Genomic DNA, 24,867 nt, shown 5'->3' on the forward strand with positions numbered 1-24,867 from the left:
TCCCGCCCGACACCCTTCATGCGCATCGCCCTGGTCGCCAACCCGACGTCCGGACGCGGACGTCACGGCGGCGCCGCCCACGCCGCCGTGACGGCGCTGGTCACCGCCGGGCACGACGTCGTCGTCGTCCACGGCTCCTCCTACGACGAGTCGCGGGCGAACGCGACGGCGCTGCTCGAGCACGACGGCGGGCCCGACGCCCTGGTCGTGGTCGGCGGGGACGGCACCGTCCACCTCGGTCTCGACGTCGTCGCCACCACGCACGTGCCCCTGGGCATCGTGGCGGTGGGAACCGGCAACGACATCGCCCGCCATCTCGGCCTGCCCGGCCGCAACGTGGCAGCCGCCGTCGAGGTCATCGACGCCGCCCTGCGCGGGGCCGGGCGCATCGCCCGCCTGGACGCCATCCACGCCGCCCGCCCCGACGGCTCGCCCGTGCCCGCCGAGCACGAGTGGTCGCTGGCCGTCGTCTCCGCGGGCCTGGACGCCGCCGTCAACGCCCGGGCCAACACGCTGGCCTGGCCCTCGGGGGAGGGCCGCTACCTGCGCGCCGTCGTGGGTGAGCTGGCGGGCCTGGCCCCCTACGGCTACCGGCTCACCACCGACTCGGGGACCTGGGAGGGGGCGGCCCTGCTGGTCGCGGTCGCCAACACCCGTTACATCGGGGGCGGCATGGACCTGTCTCCCGATGCGGACGCCACCGACGGCCTGCTGGACGTGCTGCGCCTGGACCCGGTGGGGCGGCTGCGGCTCCTCGGCCTGCTGGCGCGGCTCTTCTCCGGCGCCCACCTGGGCGACCCGGCCGTCCGCCTCGAGCGCTCTCGCGCAGTCACCATCGAGACCCTGCCGCCCGGGGCGGGGCTGCGCACCCCGCCGTGCCCCATGGCCGACGGCGAGGCCATCGCCGGCCTGCCGCTGCGGCTGGAGGCCGTCCCCGGTGTCGTCTCGGTGCTGCTGCCGCGCTGAGAGACGGGGCGCGCACGCGACCCGGCTCCGCGCGGTGGTCGGGCTGCGGAGCGGGGCAGCAGCACCCATGGGCTGCCCGTAGGCTTGACGCCATGAGCTCGCCCGCCGAACGCTACGCCGCCGCACGACGCCGACAGGCGGCCTCTCGCAGCGAGCTGGCCCGCTTCGCCGACACCTACGAGTTCCCCCTCGACGACTTCCAGGTCCGCGGGTGCGAGGCGCTCGAGCGCGGCGAGGGCGTCCTCGTGGCCGCGCCCACGGGCGCAGGCAAGACCGTCGTCGGCGAGTTCGCCATCCACCTGGCGCTGGCCAAGGGCCTCAAGGCCTTCTACACCACCCCCATCAAGGCGCTGTCCAACCAGAAGTACCTCGACCTGCTGGCCCGCTACGGCGCGCAGCGCGTCGGCCTGCTGACCGGGGACACCTCCGTGAACCCTCACGCCGACGTCATCGTCATGACCACCGAGGTCCTGCGCAACATGCTCTACTCGGGCTCCCGCGACCTAGGCCGCCTCGGCTTCGTGGTCATGGACGAGGTGCACTACCTCGCCGACCGGTTCCGCGGCCCGGTGTGGGAGGAGGTCATCATCCACCTGGCGCCCGAGGTGCAGGTGGTCTCCCTGTCGGCGACCGTCTCGAACGCCGAGGAGTTCGGCGACTGGCTCGGGCAGGTGCGCGGCCGCATCGCCGTCGTCGTCTCCGAGCACCGTCCGGTGCCCCTGACCCAGCACATGATGGTCGGCCGGCGGCTGCTCGACCTCTACACCGTCACGTCGGTGCCGCCGGGCGGCGACGGCCCGCTCGCGGCCCAGCCGCCGCTCAACCCCGACCTGCTCAAGGCCCTGGCCAGGGCCCGCCGCGCGGCGGCCGGGGAGGCGAGCGCATCCAAGTCCGGCCGCGGCGGCCCGGCCTCCCAGCCGTGGCGGCGGGGGAGGAACCGGCAGGGCGGTCGGGCGCCGCGCCGCGGCGAGGGCGGCGCCCGCGTCGCGCGCCTGCGCCCGCCGTCACGGGTCGCGGTCATCACGGCGCTCGAGCAGGCCGATCTTCTGCCGGCGATCGTGTTCGTGTTCTCGCGCGCCGGCTGCGAGCAGGCCGTCCACCAGAGCGTGGAGGCCGGAATCGACCTGACCACCGAGTCCGAGGCGGCCCGGATCCGCGAGGTCATCGACCGGCACACGGCCGAGATCCCCAGGAGGGACCTGGGGGTGCTCGGGTTCCGGAGCTGGGCGCACGCCCTCCAGCGGGGCGTGGCCGCCCACCACGCCGGCCTCCTGCCCGTCTTCAAGGAGACCGTCGAGGAGCTCTTCAGCGCCGGGCTGGTCAAGGTCGTCTACGCCACCGAGACCCTGGCCCTGGGCATCAACATGCCCGCCCGCACCGTCGTCCTGGAATCCCTGCGCAAGTGGAACGGGTCGGCCCACGTCACCCTCAGCCCCGGGGAGTACACCCAGCTGACCGGCCGGGCGGGCCGGCGCGGCATCGACGTCGAGGGGCACGCCGTCGTCCTGGCCGCCGACGAGATCGAGCCCGCCTTCGTCTCCTCGCTGGCCTCCCGGCGCACCTACCCGCTCGTGTCGGCCTTCCGCCCCACCTACAACATGGCCGTCAACCTGCTCGGGCGCACCTCGCGCGCCCGGGCCCGCGAGGTGCTGGAGTCCTCCTTCGCCCAGTACCAGGCCGACCGCGGCGTCGTCGAGCTCGCCGCCCAGGCCCGCAGGAAGCGCCGAGCCCTGGCCTCCCTGGAGAAGCAGATGAACTGCCGCCTCGGCGATTTCGCCGAATACATGCAGCTGCGCCAGAGCATCGCCGAGGCCGAGGCCGAGCTGTCCCGGCGGGGCCGCACCCAGCGCCGCGACGAGACCGTGCGCACCATGAGCTCCCTCGGCCGCGGCGACATCATCATCCACCGCAAGGGACGCCGCCACAAGCACGCCGTCGTCCTGGACCAGGGCGTAGACCGCTCCGGCACGCCCGTCCTGACGGTCCTGGGGGAGGACTCGCGGGTCCTGACCCTGTCGCCGGAGACCACCCCCGAGGGCGTCCTCAGGGTCGGCTCCCTCAAGGTCGCCCCCGGCGTGGACGTGCACAGGCCCCGGGACCGCGAGCGCCTGGCGGAGCGCCTCCTGGACGTCCTGCGCTCGGGGAACGTGGAGCAGGCCCGGATCCGGCGGCGCCGGCGGCGAAAGGACGAGGACGAGCAGGCCACCGGGCGCCTGGAGGATCTGCGCCACCAGATGCGCGCCCACCCCTGCCACGCCTGCCCCGACCGTGAGGAGCACGCCCGCACGGGACGCAAGTGGGTGCGCGCGTCCGCCGAGGCCGACCGGCTCCAGGCCCGGGTGGACAGTCGCACCGGCACCATCGCCCGCCTCTTCGACGCCGTGTGCGAGGTGCTCACCGAGCTCGGCTATCTCGAGCCCGTCGACCGCGGCCACCCGGAGCGCGACCTGCGGGTCACCGACGCCGGCCGGGTGCTGGCGCGCGTCTACGCCGAGCGCGACCTGCTCATCTCCGAGTGCCTGCGGTCCGGCCTGTGGGAGGGGCTCGAGCCCGCCGACCTGGCGGCCGCGGTGTCGGCATGCGTGTACGAGCCGCGGCTGGCGGTGCAGTCCATCGGCCTGCCCGCGGCGCCGTGCTCCCGCCTGGGGGCGGTGCTGCGTCAGGAGATCCACCTGTCGCGCTCCATCAACGACCTGGAGGCCCTGGCGCACATCGAGTCCTCCAGCGGCGCCGAGCCCGCACTGGCGGGGGCTGTGAAGGCGTGGGCCGAGGGCGCCGACCTGGCCGAGGTCCTGGAGGCCTGCGAGCTGACCGCCGGCGACTTCGTGCGCTGGTCCAAGCAGCTCCTCGACGTGCTCGGGCAGCTCGCCTGCCTCCTGCCCGCCGAGGACGCCGCGCCCGAGCGGCGGCGGGCGCTCCAGGCGCTGTCGACCGGGGCCGCCCAGGCGAGCCTGGACGTCAACAGGGGAGTGGTGGGCTGGTCCGCGGTATGAGGGACGTGAGGGGGACCCGGCCGGGCAGGACCGCCGCGTCCTCCCTGCGGGCCGGTCGCCCCGTGGGGAGGACGCGGCGGGTAGTCTCGCTGTGGCCGGGCCCCCGCTCGGAGCAGTCTCACCACGACAGGACACCCGCGCCCCATGTCAGGTTTCTTCGCCCTTCTCGATGACATCGCCGCGCTCGCCAAGCTGACGGTCTCAACCATCGACGACACGGCCTCCCTGGCCGTCAAGGCCTCGGCGAAGGTCTCGGCCGCCACCGTCGACGACGTCGCCGCGACACCGCAGTACGTCACCGGCATCACCCCGGACCGCGAGCTGCCCATTATCAGGAAGATCACCGTCGGGTCCCTGCGCAACAAGCTCCTCATCATCCTGCCTGCGGGCCTGCTGCTGACGGCGGTGGCGCCAGCCCTCCTGCCCGTCGTTCTCGTCATCGGCGGGGCCTACCTGTGCTTCGAGGGAGGGGAGAAGCTCCTGGGGCTCCTCCTGCACCCCGGCGGTGCTGAGAAGGCCGCCGAAAAGGCAGCCGAGGACGAGGGCCCGGCGGACGAGGCGTCCATTATCAAGCGCGCCATCACCACCGACTTCGTCCTGTCCACCGAGATCATGCTGCTCGCGCTGGCCGAGGTGCAGGGGGAGTCCTCCACCAGGCGCGTCATCGTCCTGGTCATGATCGCCCTGCTCATCACCTTCGCCGTCTACGGGCTGGTCGGGGCGCTCATCAAGCTCGACGACGCCGGGGCGCACCTGGCCGTCAAGGGCCGCACCCGGGTCTCGCGGTCCTTCGGGCGCGCCGTGGTCTCCGCCGCGCCGGCGCTCTTCACGGGCCTCGGGATCGTCGGCACCGTGGCCATGCTGTGGGTCGGCGGGCACATTCTGGCGACCAACCTGGCCGAGATCGGGTTCGGCCCGCTGCACCGCACCATTGAGCGCGCCGAGGAGCTCAGTGGCAACCCGGTGCTGTCCTGGGTCGCGGGTACCGCCGTCTCCTGCTTGATCGGGACGGCGGCCGGCACCGCGCTCGCCCTGGCATGGCACGGCACCCGGCTGGCCGCGCACCGCCGCAGCCGCGCCTGAGGCGGGGCGCCCGGTGCCTCTATGCTTCAACCTGTGACACCGCCCAAGCGCACGAGCGACAGACCGCGCACCGCCGGCACCGCCGACTCGCCCTTGGACGGGCCCGGCCGCCCCCGGGCGGTGCGCGCCCTCATGCCCGTCCTGGCCGCCGCACTGGCGGGCCTGGCGGTGACCGCCGCCTTCCCGCCGATGGGCCTGTGGTGGGCCGCGCCGGTCGGCGTTGCCGTGCTCATGGGTGCCCTCCGGGGGCGGGGCGCAGGAGCGGGCGCCGGACTGGGGCTGGTCTTCGGGATCGCGCTCTTCGCGCCGCTGCTGCACTTCACCGCCGTCGCCATGGGAAACCCGATCGGGTGGGCGGCGCTCACCCTCGTCCAGGCCCTCTACACCACGGCCCTGGGCGCCGCATGGGCGCTGGTGGGCCGCATACCCGCCCTGGCCGCGGACGGCCCCGGGGCGGGCCGCGCGGCCGTCGCACGAGCCGCCTCCTTCACGGTGCTGTGGTGCGGGGTGGAGGAGCTTCGCTCGAGCTGGCCGTGGGGCGGCTTCCCCTTCGGCAGGCTCGCCTTCGCCATGGCCGACGCCCCCATGCTCCCCTTCGCCGCCTACGGCGGCTCCATCGGCCTGACGCTTCTGGTGGCGCTCATCGGAGCCTGCCTGTTCGAGGCCGCCCACGCCCTGCGCGCCCGGGCGCTCCTGCCCGCCCTGGTGGCGGCGGCCTGCGCGGGCCTGGTCCTGACCGCCCCGCTGGCCCTGCCCGTTCACAGCGCCGCCGAGGACGGGAACCTGCGGGTGGGCGCCGTCCAGGGCGATGTCGCCAAGGACTTCGAGGACGCCTTCAACCGGGCCCTGGAGGTCACCGGCAACCATGCCCGGGCCACTGACCGGCTCGCCGCCGACGTCGGAAGCGGCAACCTCGACGTCGTCATCTGGCCGGAGAACGCCGCTGACCTCGACCCGCGCACCCACCGCTCGACCGCCACCATGATCGATGCCTCCGCACAGACCGTGGGCGCCCCGATCATGGTGGGCGCCGTCCTGTTCGAGGACGACGTCCGCTACAACGACATGGTCGTGTGGACCCCCGGCCGGGGCGCGGGAGCCTACTACCGCAAGCACCGGCCGGTGCCCTTCGCCGAGTACGTCCCCCTGCGCGACCACATCAGACGGCTGACCGCCGAGGTCGACCGCATCGGCACCGACATGGCCCCGGGAACCGGGCCCCAGACCCTCACCGTCCGCGCTGCCGCCCAGGACCGCGACATCACCCTGGCCATGGGCATCTGCTTCGAGGTCGCCTACGACAGCATCCTGCGAGACGGCGTGCGCCAGGGGGGCGAGCTGATCGTCATCCCCACCAACAACGCGAGCTTCCTGTCCTCCTCCGAGGCCGCCCAGCAGCTCGCCCAGGGGCGGGTCCAGGCCGTCGTGCACGGACGCAGCGTCGTCCAGGTCTCCACGGTGGGCATCACCGCGATCATCAGCCCCCGGGGCGTCGTCGAGCAGCAGACCCGGCCCTACACCCAGGCCGCCCTGGTCGCCGACGTCGGCCTGCGCACCTCGACCACGCCGGCCGACACCCTGGGCGACTGGCCGGGGCGCGTCCTGTGCGCCGTCGCGGCTGCGCTGGCGGCAGCCGGTATCGTGTTCAGCGCTACGCGCCGTCGTCGCGCTGCCGGAAACCGCCGGCGCTGAGACCCGCCCACCAGGATCGGAGAAGAACTGTGAAGGCCCTCGTCGTCATACCCACCTACAACGAGATCGACTCCCTGCCCGGGGCCCTCGACCGTGTACGTGGGGCCGTGCCCGAGGCGCACATCCTGGTAGTCGACGACAGCTCCCCCGACGGCACGGGCAAGCTCGCCAATGCGCGGGCCCAGGTCGACGACCGCATCCACGTCCTGCACCGCACGGAGAAGAGCGGCCTGGGGCCCGCCTACCTGGCCAGCTTCTCCTGGGGGCTCGCCTCAGGCTACGAGCTGATCTGCGAGATGGACGCCGACGGCTCCCACCGCGCCGAGGACCTCGCCCTGCTCATCCAGCGCGCGGAGATGGCCGACGAGCCCGACCTCGTCATCGGCTCGCGCTGGGTCTCCGGCGGCGCCACCCGGGGCTGGGACGCCAGGCGCGTGGCCCTGTCCCGCGGGGGCAACCTCTACATCAACGCCATGCTGGGCCTGCGGGTCAGGGACGCCACGGCCGGCTTCCGCGTCTACCGGGCATCGGTCCTGCGCCGCCTGGACCTAGGCAAGGTGGAGGCGCTCGGGTACGGCTTCCAGGTCAATATGACCAAGCTCGTCGCCGACATCGGAGGGCGCATCGTCGAGATGCCGATCACCTTCCTGGAGCGCGAGGCGGGCCACTCCAAGCTCTCCGGCGGGATCTTCACCGAGGAGCTGAGCCTGGTGACCAAGTGGGGGCTGGTCAAGCGGGGCGGACAGCTGGCCGATGCGGCCCAGAGGCTGGGCGACCGCATCGGCCGGGCGCGAGCGGGCAGGCGCCGGCGGCCGGCGAACCGGCGTCGGCGCTGAGGCGCAGCCGGTCGGCCGCGACCGGCATCAGAAGCGCTCGCGGTAGATCTCGCCCGAGCGCAGCATCTCGAGCCGCTCGCCGAGGAGGACCTTGAGGTCGTCGATCTCGCGGCGCTCGAGCAGCATGTCCCAGTGGGTCCGGGGAGCCTTCTTGGGCTCGTCGGGCTCGGGCTCCTCCTCGCCGCGCAGCGCGGCCACCTGGCCGCACTCCGGGCACTCCCAGGTCTGGGGGACCTCGGCCTCCAGCGCCATGGGGACGACCACGACGTGCGCGAGCGGGCACTCGTAGCTGATCATCTGCCGCTCGGCGAACTCGACGCCCTCCTCGGACTCCATCGACTTCGCGCCGATGGTCATGCCCCGCAGTGCGCGGTCTGCCATGCTGTTGCCTCTCTCGTGCTCGATACTCGTGCCGGGCGCGCCCGGGCCCGTGGCACACCGGGCTCAACGCCGATCGGCGCCCTGACATTCCCGGGGCGGGTGTCGGCGCTGAGAGCGTCCGGGGCAGGAGTCTACCGGGGCGCGCGTGCCGTGCCGCCAGCCGCGCGCACCCCTCCAGGCGGCATACTGTCCTCATGGCTACCAAGCGCATCGGCATCCTGACCGCCGGCGGAGACGCCCCTGGACTCAACGCCGCGATCCGCGGCTTCGGAAAGGCGGCGATCCAGGAGCACGGCTGGAGGCTCATCGGGTTCCGCGACGGCATGCGCGGCCTGGCGGAGAACCGCTTCACCGAGCTCGACGGCGCCTCGCTGTCCGGCATCCTGACCACCGGCGGCACCATGCTGGGCACGAGCCGGGACAAGGTCCACCGCATGGTCGTGGACGGCCAGGCCCGCGACATGGTCCCCACCATCGTGGAGAACTACGACAAGGACGAGCTGGACGCCCTGGTGTGCCTGGGCGGCGGCGGGACCGCCAAGAACGCCAAACGGCTCGTGGACGCCGGTCTCAACGTCCTGCACCTGCCCAAGACCATTGACAACGACATTGTCGAGACCGACACGTCCTTCGGCTTCGCCACGGCCCTGGAGATCGCCACCGAGGCGGTGGACCGCCTTCACTCCACCGCGCACTCCCACCACCGCATCATCCTCACCGAGATCATGGGGCACCGGGCCGGGTGGCTGGCGCTGGGCGCGGGCATCGCCGGGGGAGCGGACGTCATCCTCCTGCCGGAGATCCCCTACGACGTGGAGGCGATCGCGGGCAAGATCGAACGCCGCCGCTCCCGCGGCTCGACCTTCTCCGTGGTCGCGGTCGCCGAGGGCGCGCTCAACCGCGCGGACGCCCAGGAGCTGGCGCACGCGCAGGCGCTGATCAAGGACGCGTCCTCCCCCGACCTCAAGGCGCTGGCCAAGAGGAACGTCAGGACCCTGGAGGCCTCGCACCGCGCCAACACCTTCACCCTGGCCGAGCAGCTCGAGGCGGCCACGGGCCTGGAGGCGCGCGTGTCCATCCTGGGCTACGTCCAGCGCGGCGGCACCCCCAACGCCGCCGACCGGATGCTCGGCACTCGCCTGGGAGTGGCCGGCGCCAATGCGATCGCCGACGGCAGGTTCGGCGTCATGGTGGGCGACCGCGGCCGCGGGACGGAGCTGGTCCCGCTGAAGGACGTCGCCGGGAGGATCAAGCTCGTCCCGCAGGATCACGAGTGGATCCGGGCGGCCCGGGCCGTGGGCACCGCCCTGGGGGACTGATGCCTCCCGGGCCGGGAGCGCAAGGGCGCCCCGCGCGCACCCGGTTCGCGACGGATGCCACCTCTGGGCCCGGGAGCGGCACGGTCCTGGCCGACGCCGACCGCGGCCGCCCCGAGGTCCTCCGGCCCCCGGGCGGGCCCAGGTGACGGCGGCCCGCCTGGCCGACGGGGTCCGCCTGCGCCGCTGGCCGGGCCCGGTGCCCGACGAGCCGGCGGGTCTGTGCCTGGTCGTCCCGGGCCGGGGCTACCCGGCCACCATGCCGCTGCTGTTCTGGCCGGCCACCGCGCTCGTGGAGGACGGGTGGGCGGTGGCGGTCCTGGAGTGGGGCACGCCGCCTACTGACCCCGCCGCGCTCGAGGCCCTCGCCGAGGCCGCCCTGTCCTGTACGCTGGCCGGGGCGCCTCTGAAGCAGGCTGACCTCCCCCTGCTCCTGGTGGCCAAGTCCCTGGGGACCCGCCTGGCCCCGTGGGCGGGCCGTCACGAGGTGGCCGGGGTGTGGCTCACGCCCCTGCTCGACGACGTCCGGGTCAGGCGGGCCATTGAGACGTACCCGGCCCCCGGCCTCGTCGTCGGCGGGACAGACGACCCCCACTGGGACGGCGGCCCCACCCTCACCCCGGTGGCGGCGGACGTGCAGGTCTGGGCGGTCCCCGGCGCCAACCACTCGCTGCAGGTGCCCTCATGGCGCGCCTCGGTACGCACCCAGTGCGAGGTCACCGACCGTGTCCTGGCGTTGGCGCGCGGGCTGCCTGCCGGGCGCACTCCCAGCGGCCCAGGCGCGCAGGTGTCCTGACACTGGCACGCATTGCTCACCGGCCTCCGGCTCCCGCGCTGTCGGGCGCCCGGCCCGGCGTCGGCGGGGAAGTGGGCGGTTCGTATGGCGGCGCAGGCCGACCTGGACGCCGTGCGCGCCGCCGGGGTGGAGCGAGTCGTGGCCGGGGCCGTTGCGCGACCGGCTGGTGGCGGCGGGCGGCAGGCGCACGACGACGGCGCTGCTGGCCGAGTACGAGGCGTGCTCCGGGCCTCTGCCGGGCCCCGGCTGCCGCGAGTGGCTCGCCTCGCTCGGCGCCGAGTCTCCGCCGTCGACGACGACACGCTCGCGGTGTGCACGCGCTTCGAGGTCGTCGCCCGGCGCCCCGGGCGAGAGGGCGGGCCGTGTATAGCCCGCCGGCGGCCCAAAGCGGCTCACGCGGGGCCGAGCAGGCCGATCCAGTGCCGGCGGCGCAGCAGCCCGTCGCCCAGTCGACGGCGGTCCTCCAGCACCTCGGGGAAGGCGAGTAGACCGGCCGGCACGTGGACCGCACTGAGCCTCTCAGAAGAACGGGATGAGGTCGCGCAGGCTGGCCACCACCGCCGTGCCGTCCACCGCGTCCCGTAGGGTGAGCACGGTGCCGGGGGAGACCAGGAGCGCGGCGTTCATCCCCGCGTTGGCGGCCGCGACCGCGTCGATGGGCCGGTCGCCGACGCACAGCACCTGGGTCGGGTCCAGGCCGTGGCGTCGGGCGAGCAGCAGATTCATCTCCGGGCTGGGCTTGCGCGCTGGCCCGTCGGGGGCGCAGACCATGTCATCGAGGTCGAGCCCCAGGACGGTGACGAGCATGGTGGCGCTGGCGCGATCGCGGTGGGTGGCCACGAGGTTGAGGCCGCCCTTCTCCCAGACCCGTGCGATGAGCTCGCGGGCGCCGTCCATGACCGGGGCGGGGCGGGTGCGCCACCGCGTCTTGAGCTCCTCGTAGGCGCGCTCCAGATCGGCGCGCGGCACTTTACGTGAAACCGAGAGCGACTCGATGGCGTGCGCGATCGAGTGCTGCGTCAGGGCGCCGATCTCACGCAGGTGGGAGGGATCGGTGTCCCCGTAGGCCGCCCGGCTCAGGGTGCGCACCACCTCGGGGTAGGTGTCGATGAGGGTTCCGCCCATGTCCCAGATAATGTGCTTCATGTCAGTAGTGTCCCTGGATGCGGGGCGGATGTCAGCGCTACTGGCGAGCCACCGGAGGGCGGCACGTCGGGGAAGGACAAGGCGCCACCGATCAGCGGTGTGAGGATCGAGGCCGCCGGCCCCGAGGTGGGGTGGTCTTGGCCCTGGTGCCGCTTGCGATTTCGGGGCCGGCCCTCGTCCTGCTCAGGAGGCGGTTGGAGGCTCGGGCGATCGAGCGGAGCGCAGACGAGCCCGGTTCGGCGTATGCGATAATGACGGGATGAATTTGCCTTTCAGTCTCGACTCGGACACGGTCGTTCGACTGTGCGAGCGCTACGGCGTTGCGCGCCTGCAGATCTTTGGTTCCGTACTCACCGACCACTTCGATCCTGAGTCCAGCGACGTTGACATACTGGTCACCTACAAGCCAGAGGCAGAACGGACGTTCCATGCCTTCTTCTCGCTTCGCAATGGCCTGGAGAATGCAGTCGGAAGGCCAGTTGATCTGGTTGATGCCAACAACCTGCACAACCCCTACATCATTCGAACGGTCATGACATCGGCGCAGGACATCTATGCTGCCTGAAAATTCTGCCTAACTGTGGGATGCGTTGAACGCGGCCCGCAAGGCTCAACTTATCGTTGCCGATACAAGTCGAGAAACATATCTGGCCGACTGGATGCGCCAGGCCGCAGCCGATCTGTTGACCATATTCGTGTCTGGGTTATGCTCCAACAGGATATCGAGCCTTTGATCAAATCTTTGGACGCGCTACTCCCCGAGTGAGTTCTTCCGCTATCCTGCTCAGGAGGCAGTTGTCGGAGACGCGCGTCCGCGATGGGAAGTGCTTCCGCAGCCACGAGATCGGGAGCGCCTCCGGCCGGCAGCCCGGGAGCGTCGTCCTCACCACCCTGCGATGATCGTTGATATCATGAGGCTGGGACGGAGGTTGTGCACATGGCAGCAGTAGTCGTACGGAACCTGGATGGCCGTGCGCATGCGCGCCTGCGGCAGTCGGCACGGCCTTACGGCAAGTAACCGTGCCCGCCCGGCCGACCATCTCCGACCTCGCCCGCGAGCTGCGCCTCTCGATCTCCTCGGTCTCCTGCGCGCTCAACGGCCGGCCGGGGGTCAGCGAGAAGACGCGGCGGCGCGTCATCGCGTACGCCGCCCGGGTCGGGTACCGCCCCAGCCTGTCGGCGCGCGCCCTGTCCCGCTCGCGCGCCGAGGCCCTCGGGATCGTGGTGCGCGACGAGCTCTCCGTAATCGGCACCGAGCCCTACTACCTCCGGTTCATCGCCGGAGTCGAGTCGGTCCTGCAGGACACGAGCGTCGAGCTCACCATCAAGCTCATCGACGCGGGCATCGACGAGGAGCTCGCGATCTACCGGCGCTGGGCCGCGGAGCGACGCGTCGACGGCGTCATCCTCCTCGACGAGCCCGTCGAGGACCCCCGGGTCCCGCTGCTGCGCGAGCTGGACCTGCCCGCGGTCATTCACGGGACGGCTCCGACCATGCACTCGGGCGCGCCCGCGGTACTGGTCGACGACGCCAGGGACGCGGTCACCGTCGTCGACCACCTTCACTCCCAGGGGTGCCGGCACATCCTTCACGCGCTCGGCCCGCAGAGGCACCGCCACGAGCTCCGCCGCCGCCAGTGCGTCGCGCAGCGCTGCTCGGAGCTGGGGATCCTCTGCACAACGATGATCGGCACCTACACGATCGAGCACGGCGAGCGGGCCGCTCAGGCCCTCGTCGCCTCCCGCGAAGGCCGACCCGACGCCATGATCGCCGCGAACGACCTCATCGCCGTCGGGGCCGCGCGCAGGCTCGAGGCGCTCGGCGTGAGCGTGCCGGACCAGTGCCGCATTGTGGCGTGGGACGACTCGGTCCTGTGCGCGGTCAGCACGCCGACCATCACCGCGCTCGACCGCCACCCGGAGCGGTACGGGGCCGACTGCGCCTCCATGCTCCTGAGCCTGCTGTCCGCGGGGGACTCGCCGGGCGGCGAGGACTCCCGTCTCCTCGGGCGGACCGATGCCGGCTCTCCGCTCATCGCCCGGCAGTCAACGCTGCGGGCCGCACCCGCGCCCGCGGGCGACTCATAGCCGTGACCCTTGACTCGCCAGGCGATATCGCATACCGTCTAACCGAAGCGCTTCGGTTGACTATCCATCGCCGAAGGCCCCTAGGTTTCAAGGAGGAAACCATGGTTCACACCCTCACCCGTCGCGGCTTCGTCCAGGCGTCGAGCCTGGCCGCCGCCCTTGCCGCCATCACCGCCTCCTCCGGCTGCTCGGGATCGTCGTCGTCCGGCGGAGACTCGAAGACGCTCACGTACTGGGCCTCGAACCAGGGCACCAGTATCGACGCCGACAAGGAGGCGCTCACCCCGCTGCTGGAGACCTTCACCGAGGACACGGGCATCACCGTCAACCTGGAGGTCATCGGCTGGAACGACCTGCAGACCCGCATCCAGACGGCCGTCACCTCCGGCGACGCCCCGGACGTGGTCAACATCGGCAACACCTGGGCCGTCTCGCTCCAGGCCACGGGCGCGTTCCTGGAGCTCGACGACGAGGCGATGACCGCCGTGGGCGGGGCCGACAAGTTCGTCGCCACCGCCCTCGAGACCTGCGGGGCCGCCGAGACCGTGCCCACCTCGCTGCCGCTCTACGGCCTGGCCTACGGCCTCTACTACAACCGCAGGATGTTCTCCGACGCCGGGCTGGAGCCGCCCAGGACCTGGGAGGAGATGGTCGAGGCGGCCAAGAGGCTGACCAGCGCCGCCAACGGCGTCTACGGACTGTCCCTGGCCGCGGGCAGCTACACCGAGAACGCCCACTACGCCTTCATCAACGCCGCGCAGAACGGCAGCGACCTCTTCGACGACCAGGGGAGCCCGACCTTCACCGGGCAGGGCGTCGTCGACGGCATCCTGCGCTACCTGGACCTCATGCAGACCGACAAGGTGGTCAACACCTCGAACGCCCAGTACGACAACGGCACGGACTCCGTCGCGGACTTCGCCAACGGGAAGGCGGCGATGATCATCAACCAGAACAACGCCGACACGACCATCGCCGCCAACGGCATGACCTCCGACGCATTCGGCGTCGTCCCCTACCCGGCGCCCAAGGCCGCCGCCGCAGACGTCGCCAGCCATGTCGCCGGCATCAACATCTCGGTCTTCGCCGGCACGAAGAACCGGGACGGGGCGCTCCAGCTCGTCAAGTTCCTCACCGAGCCCGCCCAGCAGGCCACGCTCGGCAGCGCGTTCACGACGCTGCCCGTCCTCAAGGACGAGGCCCCGACCTTCACCGAGGACCAGGAGGAGATCACGACCTTCACCGAGGTCTACGAGAAGCGCTCGAAGCCGCTGCCGCTCGTGCCCGCGGAGGACCAGTTCGAGTCGACGGTCGGGCAGGCCATGAACGACATGTTCGCGAAGATCGCGACCGGCTCCGTCCTGACCGCCGACGACGTCCGCGCCGCTCTTCAGAGCGCCCAGGACTCCGTCTCCGCCGCCATCGGCTGACCGGTCATGAGCACGCGCGCTGCCGGCGCGCGGGCCGGGCGCCTCCGGGACCGCCCGGCCCGCAAGCAGGGCTGGTACCTTCCCTACCTCATCATCCTTCCGGCCGTCATCTTCGAGCTCTTCATCCACGTCGTCCCGATGCTCACCGGCATCTGGATGAGCTTCAAGAAGCTGACCAAGTTCTTCATCAGCAACTGGGCCGCCGCCCCGAACGCCGGCCTCGACAACTTCCGCAAGGTCCTGGACATGTCGAGCTCGACCGGCCAGGGATTCCGCAGCTCTCTCCTCGTCACCTGCGCCTTCACCGTGCTCGTGGTCGGGATCTCCTGGGGCCTGGGAATGCTCGCCGCCGTCGTCCTCCAGCGCCCCTTCCGGGGCAGGGCGGTCGTCCGCACGCTCTTCCTCATCCCGTACGCCCTGCCGATGTACGCCGGTGTCATCGCGTGGAACTTCATGTTCCAGAAGGACAACGGCGCCATCAACCACATTCTCGTCGACAACCTGGGGATCCTCGACGAGGGCGCCTTCTGGCTCATCGGCGGCAACGCGTTCGTCGCCCTGGTCGTCGTCGCCATCTGGCGGTGGTGGCCCTTCGCCTTCCTCATGCTCATGGCGGGGCTGCAGTCCATACCGGACGACGTCTACGAGGCCGCCTCCCTGGACGGCGCCCGGCGGTTCCGCCAGTGGTGGTCCATCACCCTGCCGATGCTCCGCCCGGTCAACCTCGTCCTGCTGCTCAACATGTTCCTGTGGACATTCAACGACTTCAACACCCCGTACGTCCTGTTCGGCACCTCCCAGCCGGCGGCCGGGGACCTCATCTCCTTCCACATCTACAACGCCTCCTTCCTCACCTGGAACTTCGGCGCGGGCTCGGCGATGTCGGTCCTCCTGCTTCTGGCCCTGCTGGCGGTCAGCGGGCTCTACATCGCCTACCTGAACAGGAGGTCGGAGGATGCGTGACACGGCGGCCTTCAAGGCCCTGAGGCTCGTGGTCGTCGTCCTGCTGAGCCTTTTCGTGCTCCTTCCGCTCTACGTGATGGTCAGCTCCTCGCTCAAGCCGCTCCAGGACGTCCAGGGGGACTTCACATGGTGGCCCACGAGCCTGACGGTCTCTCCGTTCCTGGACATGTGGAAGACGGTGCCGCTGGGGAGCTACTTCCTCAACTCGATCATCGTGTCGACCATTGCGACGCTCTTCAGCATGATCATCGCGGTCTTCGCCTCCTACGCCGTCTCCCGCTACCGGTTCCACGGCAGGACCCTGTTCACGACGACGATCCTGTCGACGCAGATGTTCCCGGGCGTGCTCTTCCTCCTGCCGCTGTTCATCATCTTCGTCAATATCAACACGGCGTTCGGGATACAGCTCGTCGGAACCCGCGGCGGGCTGATCCTCACGTACCTGACCTTCTCCCTCCCGTTCTCCATCTGGATGCTCTCCGGCTACTTCAACGGCATTCCCCGCGAGCTCGACGACGCCGCCAAGGTGGACGGCTGCTCGCCCCTGGGGGCTCTTATCAGGGTGATCCTTCCGGCCGCCCGGCCCGGCCTGGTGGCGGTGGCCATCTACTCCTTCATGACGGCCTGGGGAGAGGTCCTCTTCGCCTCGGTGATGACGACCGACGCCAACCGCACGCTCGCGGTGGGGCTGAGGCTGTACTCGACCCAGACGGCGGTCTACTGGAACCAGATCATGGCCGCCTCGCTGGCCGTGTCCGTGCCCGTCGTCATCGCCTTCCTGATTCTCCAGAAGAGCTTCGTAGCAGGCCTGACGGCCGGCTCCGTGAAATAATCCCGCCCCCGAGGGCGCGACAGGAACGCGCCCCCGCCTATCACCCGAGGACCGCTATGCCCACCCGCCCCATGCACATGATCAACAGCTCCGGCCAGTCCCGGCCGTGGATCGGAGCCAACTTCTGGTCGCGCACAGGCGGTCCCAGAATGTGGTCGCGCTACGACCCCGGCATCGTTCGCGAGGAGCTCCAGGTCCTGCACGAGCACGGCCTGACAATGACGCGCTCATTCTTCTACTGGCCCGACTTCATGCCCGCTCCCGACACGATCGACGAGGGGGCCTGCGACCGGTACCGGGACTTCCTCGACGCACACCGGGAGGTGGGGATGGGAACGATCCCGACATTCATTGTCGGCCACATGTCGGGAGAGAACTGGGACCCGTCGTGGCGTCACGGCAGGGACCTCTACACGGATGTGTGGATGGTGGCCCGGCAGGCGTGGTACATCACGGAGCTGACCCGCCGTTTTCACGACCACCCGGCCGTCATCGGATGGCTCATCTCCAACGAGATCCCGATCTACGGGGGAGAGGGCGATGAGGAGGTCATAAGCGCCTGGGCCCTGCTCATGGTCGGTGCCGTGCGCGCGGGCGGCGGGCACCAGCCGGTGAGCCTGGGGGACGGCGCCTGGGGCGTCGAGACCACGGGGCACGACTCGGGATTCTCCTCGCTCACCTACGGCGAGCTGGTCGACTTCATCGGCCCCCACGTGTACCGGATGGAGAACGACCGGTTGCGTCAGCACCTCAAGGCCGCATTCGTGTGCGAGCTCGCCCAGGTCGCGGGCAAGCCGGTCATCATGGAGGAGTTCGGGCTGTCGAGCGACTTCGTCTCCGCGCGGGGGAGCGCGTCCTACTACCGCCAGCTGCTCCACTCCACGCTCGCGGCCGGAGCCTCGGGCTGGGTGGCCTGGAACAACACGGACTTCGACGACCTCAGGGAGCAGCGGCCCTACAGCCACCACCCCTTCGAGATGCACTTCGGCATCACCGACGCCGCCGGTGCGCCCAAGCCGCCGCTGGAGGAGCTGCGGATCTTCTCCGAGGAGCTGGCCGGGACCGACCTGGCCGGTCTCCGGCGCGCGCCGACCGCGACCGGGATCATCGTCCCGTCCTGCCTGACCGCCCGTTACCCCTTTACGACCGAGGAGGAGCGCGCGCTCATCGTCGACGCGAGCGAGCAGGCCTATGTCGCGGCGAAGGAGGCCGATCTCGCCCCGGGCATCGTCCACGAGCCCGAGGACGGCCTGGCCGGCGGCATCGAGAGCGGGTACGACCTGTACCTGGCGCCGTCGACCAAGCAGCTGGCCGCCGCCACCTGGCCCCGTCTGGTCGAGCTCGCGCGCGGCGGCGCCACCGTGTACGCGTCCTACTGCGCGGGCGAGACGACCGCCCAGCGCGGGCCCTGGTGGACCGGTCTCGACTGCCTGTTCGGGGTCGCCCAGGAGCTCACCTACGGGCTCAACGACCCCGTCGAGGACGAGACGGTGGAGATCACCTTCGTCGAGCCGCTCGGGCCGCTGCCCGAGGGCGCCACCCTGCGGTTCCGCGCCGCCGGCAACCGGGAGGCCCGCGCCTTCCTGCCCGTGCGCGCCCTCGACGGCGCCGACGTCGTCGCGCACGACTCGCACGGCCGTCCGGCGATCGTCGTCAAGCGCCACGGCCCGGGACGCGCGGTGCTGTGCACCTATCCGCTGGAGTACTTCGCCGCGCGCCTGGGGCGCGTCAACCCCGAGGACACGTGGCGGCTCTACGACGCGCTCGCCGAGCTGGCCGGCGTCCGGCGGCCCGCCCACGTCGAGGATCCGCGCGTCCTGGCCGACGTCCTGGTCGACGACGACGGCGGGGAGCTCGTCGTCGTCCTGTCGCAGCACGACGAGCCAGTCGAGCGGACCGTCATCCACGCGGACGGACGGCGCACGGCGGTCCGGCTCCCGGGGCTCGGAGCCACCATCCTTCATCGCCGATAATGCACATTATGACATTATATGACAATACAGGTGCAGGAGGAGGCGCCTGAGGACCCGCGGTCCCTCAGCCCCTGCGGTCGCCCGGCGCCGGGCGGTTCACCGACGAGCCGCGGGCCGGCGACGAGGTGAGCGTCCTGCGCGCCAGGCGGCGGGCCGTCCACGCCCCCCACAGCGCGCTCGCGGCGACGATCATGGTGAAGCCGCCCAGCGGCCACAGCACGACGGCGGCGAGGCCGCTGCTCAGCGCCACCATGAGCGCTCCAGCGACGAAGGCGACCGCCGCCCACACCAGCGCGGTGCGCCACACGGGCTCCAGGGCCCTGACGCTGGACGAGCCGAGCTCGACAGAACTCACGCGACAGCTCATGTGCACGAACATCGCGGGCCGCTCGCCCGCGCCGTCCCGGCCGGCGCCCGGGTCGTGCGGCGCCTCGATCGGCCTCCCGTCGGCGTCGATGTAGGTCACCGGGACCCCGTGCGCCCTGTCCTGCCCGCTCATGGCGGCAACACTATGAGCCCGACCTTCGGCGCTCCCCCGCATAGCCTGTGAACCTGCTGAGACACCTGGGACGTGTGGGACGAGAAGAGCCGCGGGCGCACGTCACCGCCCCCCGACCGGCCTGTGGTCGTATGGTCGGTGCGTGCCCTCCGTACCACGTCCGCAGTCCTTCCCCACCGCCGTCTTCCTCGGCGACTCGGTCACCACCGGGTGGCGGGCCGTCACCCACCCGCGCAACCGGTGGAGCTCCTTGGTCTGCGAGCACCTGAGATGGCGGGAGGTGAACCTCGCCGCCGACGGCATGGGCTTCTTCGCCCGCCGCGGAGGGCGCCTGCCCGGAGGCGACCGCGCTCCGTCCTGCCGCGACGCCATCTGCCTTGAGGCGGCGCTGCGCGCGGAGCCCGACATCCTCACCGTCAGCCTGGGCCTGAACGACGCCGCCTTCCTGCCCTCCCAGCTCGGCCTCGTGCGGCAGGCGGTCGACCATGACCTGTCGTTCCTCGCCGCGCGCCTGCGCGGCACGCCCGTCGTCGTCGCACCCTACTTCCCGGCGCTCGGCACCGGACCGCGCTTCGGCGTCGTCAGGCGCATGGTCCACGAGCGGGCCACAGAGCTCGGACTGACCTCGACCGATGCCATGAGCACTGCGATCAACGGCGAGCAGGACAGGCTCGCGATGGACGGCATCCATCCCGACGACGCCGGCCACGCCGCGATCGCACGTGCCATGATCAGCTATTATGAGGGTTTTGTGCCCGCGCTGTGCCACGCGTGACCTCGGCAATCCTGCCGCACGGTGACGCGGTCTTCACCAGATGGTGGCACCCTGGCATAGGCTTAGGCGGCATTTGTCTGATAACCCGAGGAGACCATGATGAGCTCGCGCCGAGAGCCGACCCTGGCTGACGTCGCTCAGGTCGCAGGCGTCTCCTTGACGACGGTCTCCCGCGTGCTCAACAACCGCGGCTACCTCAGCCAGGGGACCAAGGACCGCGTCGCCGACGCCATCGCCGAGCTCAACTACCGGCCCAACCAGGTCGCACGGGCGCTGCACGGCAAGTCCACCCACATCGTCGGGGTCATCGTCCCCACCGTGGCCCTGCCCTTCTTCGGCCAGGTGGCGGCCGAGATCGAGAACGCCCTGGCGGACCACGGCTACCGGATCCTCGTGTGCAACTCGATGGGCCGGGCGGACCGTGAGCGCGAGTACCTCGACCTGCTCGTCTCCCACCGCGTCGACGGCATTATCTCGGGCGCCCACAACGAGACCCTGCCCGAGTACCGCACGGTGCGCATGCCGCTGGTGACCGTCGACCGCCTCCTGTCCCCCGCGATCCCCAACGTCGCCTGCGACAACGAGGCGGGCGGGCGCGCGGCGACCGAGCACCTGCTGGCGCGCGGGGCGCACAGGCCCGCGCTGCTCACCTCGCGGACCGGGCCGCACAACCGCCGCGAGGCCGGCTACCTCGCCGTGCTGCTCGGAGCCGGAGTCGAGCCGGTGGTGCGCACGGTCGACTTCCACACGCCGGACTCCGAACGGGCTGGACTCATTGAGGCCGGCCTGGACTCCATGCCCGCCGATGTCGACGCCGTCTTCGCCACCGACGACCTGACGGCGGCCGCGGTCCTGGAGTGGGCCCGCAAGCGCGGCCGCAGCGTGCCCGAGGACTTCAAGGTCATCGGCTTCGACGCCACGGCGGCGGTGCGTCGGGCGCTGCCGGGACTGACCACCATAGAGCAGCCGATCGCCGACCTGGCCGCGTGCGCCGTCGACATCCTGCTCAGGCAGATCGACGCCCGCGCCGAGAGCGCCGATGACGTCGAGCCCCCCGCACCCAGGAGCCTGTCCCCCGCTCCCCTGCCCGTCCGGCTCCTGGTGGGCAACACGACCTGAGGCCGTCGGCCGCCACTCGGCGGCGGTGGCCCGTCCCTGTCCCGGGACGGGCCACCGCCGCCGTCGTGCCGGGAATCAGGAGGCGCTGGTCTCGCCGGCCGGCTCGGGGGTCTTCTCCTCGCTCTCGGCGGCGGGCTCGACGACGTAGAGCGCGTCGCCGCGTTCGACGTCGCCGGTGCGCTCATCGGCGATGCCGGCGAAGGACGCGCCGTTGGAGACCACGATCGGCGTCACCGTCTCGTAGCCGGCCTCCTTGACCGCGGCCCAGTCGACATCGACCAGGACCTGGCCGCGGCGGACCTTGTTGCCGGCCCTGACCTTGGGGCTGAAGTGCTTGCCGTCCAGCTCGACGGTGTCCATGCCGACGTGGATGAGCAGCTCGACGCCGCTGGCCGAGCGCAGCCCGTAGGCGTGACCGGTCGGGAAGGCGACGAGCACCTCGCCGTCGACCGGGGAGACGACCGGCCCCTCGGCGGGGGCGACGGCGAGGCCCGGGCCGAGCATGCCGGAGGCGAAGGTCTGGTCCTTGACCTCGGACAGGGGGACGGCGCGGCCCCGGATGGGAGAGGTGACGGAGAAGTCCGCCGCGGCCTCCTCCGGGATCTCGATATCGGCCTGCGCGGCCAGGATCTCGGCCTCGAGGGCGGCCTCGTCCACGTCGTCGGCCTCACCGGCGAGCGAGGCCCTGCCGCGGGTGGAGCCGTAGGCGAAGGCGGCGGCGAAGGCGACGATGAAGACGATCGCCTCGAGGAGGAGGTACTTGGGGATGTCCTCCGGGACGATGGAGGCGAAGCCCATGAAGCCGGCGGCGCCCAGGGCCTGGGAGTGGATGCCGAGCAGGGCGACCGCGGCACCGCCGAGGGAGGCGACGCCCATGCCGATGTAGAAGGGCCAGCGCAGGCGGAGGTTGACACCGAAGATGGCGGGCTCGGTGATGCCCATGACGGCCGAGGCGCCACCGGCACCGGCCAGGGCCTTCATCTTGGCGTCCCTGGCCTTGAAGAAGACGGCCAGCGTGACGGCGCCCTGGGCGACATTGGCCATGGAGGCGATCGGGAAGATGAAGGAGCCGGGGCCGCCGTTGCCCATCTCTGCGATGAGCGGCAGCTCGACGGCGGGGAAGGACTGGTGCAGGCCGGTCACCACGATCGGCGAGTAGACCATGCCGAACAGGAAGCCGCCGATCGGGCCCAGGGTGTTGTAGGTCCAGGCCAGGCCGTCGGTGATCCAGTCCGACAGCACGCGGGTGACGGGGCCGACGACGACGAAGGTGAGGAAGCCCGTCGCCAGCAGCGTGGCGAGCGGGGTCAGCAGGAAGTCGGTCGTGCCGGACAGGCGCTTGTGGAGCCACTTCTCAATGACCGACAGGATCCAGGCCACGCAGAGCACCGGGATGACCATGTTCTGGTAGCCGATCTTGTCCACGTGCAGGCCGAAGAGGCTCCAGTTGTCCACGGCGCTGGTGATACCGCAGCCGTCGGAGCCGATCACGCAGGACGTCGTCCCCTTGAAGATCCAGAAGTTCGCGCGCGCCGTGCTGTTGCTCATGGAGTCGGCCGGGAGCAGCGAGGTGGAGACCATGGCGGCGCCTATGGCGGCACCGAGGTAGACGTTGCCGCCGAAGCGCTTGGCCGCGGAGTAGCCCACGAGCACGGGCAGGAAGGCGAAGGCCGCCGAGGAGATCATGTTGATCAGGTCGGCGTAGTCGGCCAGCCAGGCCCAGCGCTGGACCAGCGACTGGCTGCCGAACAGGCCCTCGGCTGTCAGGACGTTGTTGAGCGCCATCATAAGACCGCCGGCGATCAGGGCCGGCAGGATCGGGACGAAGATGTCCGCGATCGTCTTGATGAACCGGGAGACTGGGTTGCCGCCCTTGGCGGCCGCCTCCTTCGCCTCGTCCTTCGAGACCTCCTTGACACCGCCCTTGGTGATCATCTCGGAGAAGACATTGTCCACGTCACCGGGACCGACAATGATCTGGAACATGCCTCCCGCGATGAAGGTCCCCTTGAGGTCGGGGTCCTTGTCGAGAGCCTTCTGGTCCACCTTGTCCATGTCGTTCAGGACAAGACGCAACCTGGTTGCGCAGTGCGCCGCTGCACTGATGTTCTCTGCGCCGCCGACATACGTCAGGACGTCTTTCGCCACTCGGGCGTGGTCCATCGCCACCCGGGTTTCCTTTCTCTGGGGCCTGGGCGCTCGGCGGTGAGCTCAGAGGGGAGATGACGCGTGGGAAACAACCGTGAGACCCGGGCGTCCAGACCTTGTGTCAAACGATCGTCATAGTATCGTTGAACAGTGGTTCGTTGCAAGCGTAAGTGAGAAGTCAGTCTCATGCGGGTGCCGGACCCCAGGGGCGTCCGGCGTCCTCAGTCGAGTGTCCGCGCCCCGGCCCGCCGCAGCCTCAGGACGCCGTCGGTCCTCACGGTGGCGCCCGAGGCGTCGGGAGGCAGGAAGCTGCGCAGGGTGAAGGCGATATCACCGTCGCCGACCAGGACCTCGGTGATCGAGCGGTCGTGGAGCACCTCCAGGCGCGGGCGAACCCGCTCGGGCAGCGTGACCCGCCGCCTCGCGCCGTGGATGGCGTACCTCGACGTCGTCCGGTCCACCACCAGCTGCGCGCCGGAGGCGGAGGCCACCAGGTCGATATCGACGCAGCACGACTCCTCCCCGATGCGCAGGCCCCACCGGCCGGTCTCCCCCGTCGCCTCGAGACTCTCCGCCTCCATCTCAAGGTGCCAGGAGCGATGCCCCCGGAGCTCGGCGACCCGGGCCAGCCCCGTCACCGGCACCCCGCCCAGACCACTCACCCCAGGTGCCGCCGCGTCGTCGGGAGGCGGAAGCGCCAGACGCTGGATGAGGCGGCCCGCGCGCAGGGTGAGCGCGCGGGGAGCCGTCATGGCGTGGACCCAGCCCCCGGAGTCGACGCTGGGCTGGTCGTCCTCGTCGGCGTTGCCGGCCCACCCCATGAGGAGCGCCGGCCCCGGCCGCGAGGGGTGCCTTGCGAAGACCTGCGGCGCGTAGAACTCGAAGCCCCGATCGACCTCTCGGATCTGGCCGTCGCACTCCTGCAGCTCGTTGCCCACCAGGCGCCCGACCGCGTAGACGCAGGGGAAGACGTTCTCGTACCCCTCCTCCTGGGGCCGAATGCCCTGGGGGCAGAAGATGAGGACGTCGCGCTCGCCGCCGGTCGTCTCGTCGGCCAGGCGGACAATGCCCGGGCACTCCCACATGTAGCCCAGCGAGTCGAGGGCGCCGTGCGCGTCGGGGAAGCGCAGCTCGCCCTCGAAACGCCATGCGGCCAGATCGGTGGACCGGTACAGCAGGGCCGCCCCCGTTGCGTCCAGGCGCTGCGCGCCCACGATCATCCGGTAGGCGCCCGGCGCGTCGGGGTCGCGCCACACCTGCGGGTCGCGGAAGTGGGCCGTGTAGCCGTCGGGGCGCTCGATAATCGGGTTGCCGGGCCACTTGGTGAAGCGGACCAGATCAGGACTGGTCACCAGCGCCTGGGTGGAGGTGCGCACGCCGGTCACCGGGTCCTTGAGGTTGCCCGTGTAGAACAGCTGGAAGCGGGCGCCGGCCGGCGCGCGGGCGGCCTCGTCGTCGTCGAGCACGAGGGCGCCGCCCGAGTAGGCGCCGGAGCGGTCGTAGGCGGAGTCGGGGACGATCGCGGGACCGTGCTGGCTCCAGGTGAGCAGGTCGGGCGAGGAGGCGTGCCCCCAGTACACGAGCTTGCGGCCGGGGTGAAAGGGACCGAGCTGGTAGAAGACGTGGTAGGCGTCCCCGTCGACGAGCAGCCCGTTGGGGTCGTTGAGGCGCCCGATGGGCGGAGCCAGGTGGATCAGGGGGTAGTCCGGGTCCCGGCTCGCACGGGACGAGGCGATCGTCTCCCGGGCGAGCGCTGCGAGGTCCTCCGCCATGAGCGAAGGGTAGCAAGCCCCGCCGTCGGAATCGACGGCCGTTGGCCGCCTGCTCGGAT

The 24,867-nt window shown here is 71.2% G+C and carries 21 protein-coding genes; 16 read left to right on the plus strand and 5 right to left on the minus strand.

Going from position 1 to position 24,867, the window contains the following annotated elements:
* The first annotated feature begins 18 nt into the window (after nucleotides 1-18).
* The 5 genes from AIF0345_RS08345 to AIF0345_RS08365 all read left to right on the plus strand — a co-directional run bounded on the left by AIF0345_RS08345 (nucleotide 19) and on the right by AIF0345_RS08365 (nucleotide 7,570).
* On the plus strand, nucleotides 19-966 hold the full coding sequence (locus AIF0345_RS08345; protein WP_285295868.1) for a diacylglycerol/lipid kinase family protein: 948 nt from the start codon (nucleotides 19-21) through the stop codon (nucleotides 964-966).
* 92 nt (nucleotides 967-1,058) lie between these two features.
* Nucleotides 1,059-3,959 carry a DEAD/DEAH box helicase gene (locus AIF0345_RS08350; RefSeq protein ID WP_285295869.1) on the plus strand — a complete coding sequence of 967 codons (2,901 nt, stop codon included), beginning with the start codon at nucleotides 1,059-1,061 and terminating at the stop codon, nucleotides 3,957-3,959.
* Between the two features lie 144 nt (nucleotides 3,960-4,103).
* Nucleotides 4,104-5,042, plus strand: coding sequence for a DUF808 family protein (locus AIF0345_RS08355; RefSeq protein WP_285295870.1), 939 nt, complete (start codon nucleotides 4,104-4,106; stop codon nucleotides 5,040-5,042).
* Between the two features lie 132 nt (nucleotides 5,043-5,174).
* Nucleotides 5,175-6,734 (plus strand): apolipoprotein N-acyltransferase, encoded by a 1,560-nt coding sequence (gene lnt, locus AIF0345_RS08360; protein ID WP_285297911.1) that lies wholly within the window; start codon nucleotides 5,175-5,177, stop codon nucleotides 6,732-6,734.
* Between the two features lie 29 nt (nucleotides 6,735-6,763).
* Nucleotides 6,764-7,570 (plus strand): polyprenol monophosphomannose synthase, encoded by an 807-nt coding sequence (locus AIF0345_RS08365; protein WP_285295871.1) that lies wholly within the window; start codon nucleotides 6,764-6,766, stop codon nucleotides 7,568-7,570.
* 27 nt (nucleotides 7,571-7,597) lie between these two features.
* Here AIF0345_RS08365 and AIF0345_RS08370 read toward each other — a convergent pair whose 3' ends face one another.
* Nucleotides 7,598-7,951, minus strand: a complete 354-nt coding sequence (locus AIF0345_RS08370) for an RNA polymerase-binding protein RbpA (protein ID WP_043559525.1) — start codon at nucleotides 7,949-7,951, stop codon at nucleotides 7,598-7,600.
* 194 nt (nucleotides 7,952-8,145) lie between these two features.
* On the opposite strand from AIF0345_RS08370, the gene AIF0345_RS08375 reads away from it, so the two are divergent.
* Together AIF0345_RS08375 and AIF0345_RS08380 are read left to right on the plus strand one after the other, a co-directional pair.
* Nucleotides 8,146-9,270, plus strand: a complete 1,125-nt coding sequence (locus AIF0345_RS08375; protein ID WP_268917169.1) for a 6-phosphofructokinase — start codon at nucleotides 8,146-8,148, stop codon at nucleotides 9,268-9,270.
* A gap of 142 nt (nucleotides 9,271-9,412) precedes the next feature.
* Nucleotides 9,413-10,063 carry an alpha/beta fold hydrolase gene (locus AIF0345_RS08380; protein ID WP_285295872.1) on the plus strand — a complete coding sequence of 217 codons (651 nt, stop codon included), beginning with the start codon at nucleotides 9,413-9,415 and terminating at the stop codon, nucleotides 10,061-10,063.
* A gap of 519 nt (nucleotides 10,064-10,582) precedes the next feature.
* On the opposite strand, the gene AIF0345_RS08385 is transcribed toward AIF0345_RS08380, so the two are convergent.
* Nucleotides 10,583-11,209: an HAD family hydrolase gene (locus tag AIF0345_RS08385; RefSeq protein ID WP_052374581.1), complete on the minus strand. Its 627-nt coding sequence runs from the start codon at nucleotides 11,207-11,209 to the stop codon at nucleotides 10,583-10,585.
* A gap of 259 nt (nucleotides 11,210-11,468) precedes the next feature.
* Between AIF0345_RS08385 and AIF0345_RS08390 the strand changes: the two genes are divergently transcribed.
* The 7 genes from AIF0345_RS08390 (at nucleotide 11,469) to AIF0345_RS08420 (ending at nucleotide 18,495) form a co-directional block, all read left to right on the plus strand.
* On the plus strand, nucleotides 11,469-11,774 hold the full coding sequence (locus AIF0345_RS08390) for a nucleotidyltransferase family protein (RefSeq protein ID WP_268917172.1): 306 nt from the start codon (nucleotides 11,469-11,471) through the stop codon (nucleotides 11,772-11,774).
* 197 nt (nucleotides 11,775-11,971) lie between these two features.
* Nucleotides 11,972-12,109: a hypothetical protein gene (locus tag AIF0345_RS08395; protein WP_268917173.1), complete on the plus strand. Its 138-nt coding sequence runs from the start codon at nucleotides 11,972-11,974 to the stop codon at nucleotides 12,107-12,109.
* A 120-nt stretch (nucleotides 12,110-12,229) separates the two neighbouring features.
* Nucleotides 12,230-13,297, plus strand: a complete 1,068-nt coding sequence (locus AIF0345_RS08400; protein WP_268917174.1) for a LacI family DNA-binding transcriptional regulator — start codon at nucleotides 12,230-12,232, stop codon at nucleotides 13,295-13,297.
* Nucleotides 13,298-13,398: 101 nt separating this feature from the next.
* The gene (locus tag AIF0345_RS08405) at nucleotides 13,399-14,727 is read left to right on the plus strand and encodes an ABC transporter substrate-binding protein (RefSeq protein ID WP_268917175.1); all 1,329 of its coding nucleotides are present in this window, start codon (nucleotides 13,399-13,401) and stop codon (nucleotides 14,725-14,727) included.
* 6 nt (nucleotides 14,728-14,733) lie between these two features.
* A complete protein-coding gene (locus AIF0345_RS08410) occupies nucleotides 14,734-15,690 on the plus strand; it encodes a carbohydrate ABC transporter permease (RefSeq protein ID WP_043559512.1) in 957 nt (318 codons plus the stop codon).
* Nucleotides 15,683-16,522, plus strand: coding sequence for a carbohydrate ABC transporter permease (locus tag AIF0345_RS08415; RefSeq protein ID WP_043559508.1), 840 nt, complete (start codon nucleotides 15,683-15,685; stop codon nucleotides 16,520-16,522). Before AIF0345_RS08410 ends, AIF0345_RS08415 begins: the two co-directional genes overlap by 8 nt.
* 56 nt (nucleotides 16,523-16,578) lie before the next feature.
* Nucleotides 16,579-18,495 carry a cellulase family glycosylhydrolase gene (locus tag AIF0345_RS08420; protein WP_268917176.1) on the plus strand — a complete coding sequence of 639 codons (1,917 nt, stop codon included), beginning with the start codon at nucleotides 16,579-16,581 and terminating at the stop codon, nucleotides 18,493-18,495.
* Nucleotides 18,496-18,559: 64 nt separating this feature from the next.
* On the opposite strand, the gene AIF0345_RS08425 is transcribed toward AIF0345_RS08420, so the two are convergent.
* Nucleotides 18,560-18,994 (minus strand): hypothetical protein, encoded by a 435-nt coding sequence (locus AIF0345_RS08425; protein ID WP_285295873.1) that lies wholly within the window; start codon nucleotides 18,992-18,994, stop codon nucleotides 18,560-18,562.
* 142 nt (nucleotides 18,995-19,136) lie between these two features.
* Between AIF0345_RS08425 and AIF0345_RS08430 the strand changes: the two genes are divergently transcribed.
* Nucleotides 19,137-19,769 carry an SGNH/GDSL hydrolase family protein gene (locus AIF0345_RS08430; RefSeq protein WP_285295874.1) on the plus strand — a complete coding sequence of 211 codons (633 nt, stop codon included), beginning with the start codon at nucleotides 19,137-19,139 and terminating at the stop codon, nucleotides 19,767-19,769.
* A 99-nt stretch (nucleotides 19,770-19,868) separates the two neighbouring features.
* Nucleotides 19,869-20,888 carry a LacI family DNA-binding transcriptional regulator gene (locus AIF0345_RS08435; protein ID WP_268917207.1) on the plus strand — a complete coding sequence of 340 codons (1,020 nt, stop codon included), beginning with the start codon at nucleotides 19,869-19,871 and terminating at the stop codon, nucleotides 20,886-20,888.
* Nucleotides 20,889-20,963: 75 nt separating this feature from the next.
* Here the strand turns inward: AIF0345_RS08435 and AIF0345_RS08440 are convergent, their stop codons facing one another.
* Both AIF0345_RS08440 and AIF0345_RS08445 read right to left on the minus strand, forming a co-directional pair.
* Nucleotides 20,964-23,051 (minus strand): PTS beta-glucoside transporter subunit IIBCA, encoded by a 2,088-nt coding sequence (locus AIF0345_RS08440; RefSeq protein ID WP_285297912.1) that lies wholly within the window; start codon nucleotides 23,049-23,051, stop codon nucleotides 20,964-20,966.
* Between the two features lie 206 nt (nucleotides 23,052-23,257).
* Nucleotides 23,258-24,808, minus strand: a complete 1,551-nt coding sequence (locus tag AIF0345_RS08445) for a glycoside hydrolase family 32 protein (protein ID WP_285295875.1) — start codon at nucleotides 24,806-24,808, stop codon at nucleotides 23,258-23,260.
* Nucleotides 24,809-24,867 lie beyond the last annotated feature (59 nt).

Source organism: Actinomyces israelii (assembly GCF_030253495.1).
GTDB classification, from domain to species: domain Bacteria; phylum Actinomycetota; class Actinomycetes; order Actinomycetales; family Actinomycetaceae; genus Actinomyces; species Actinomyces israelii.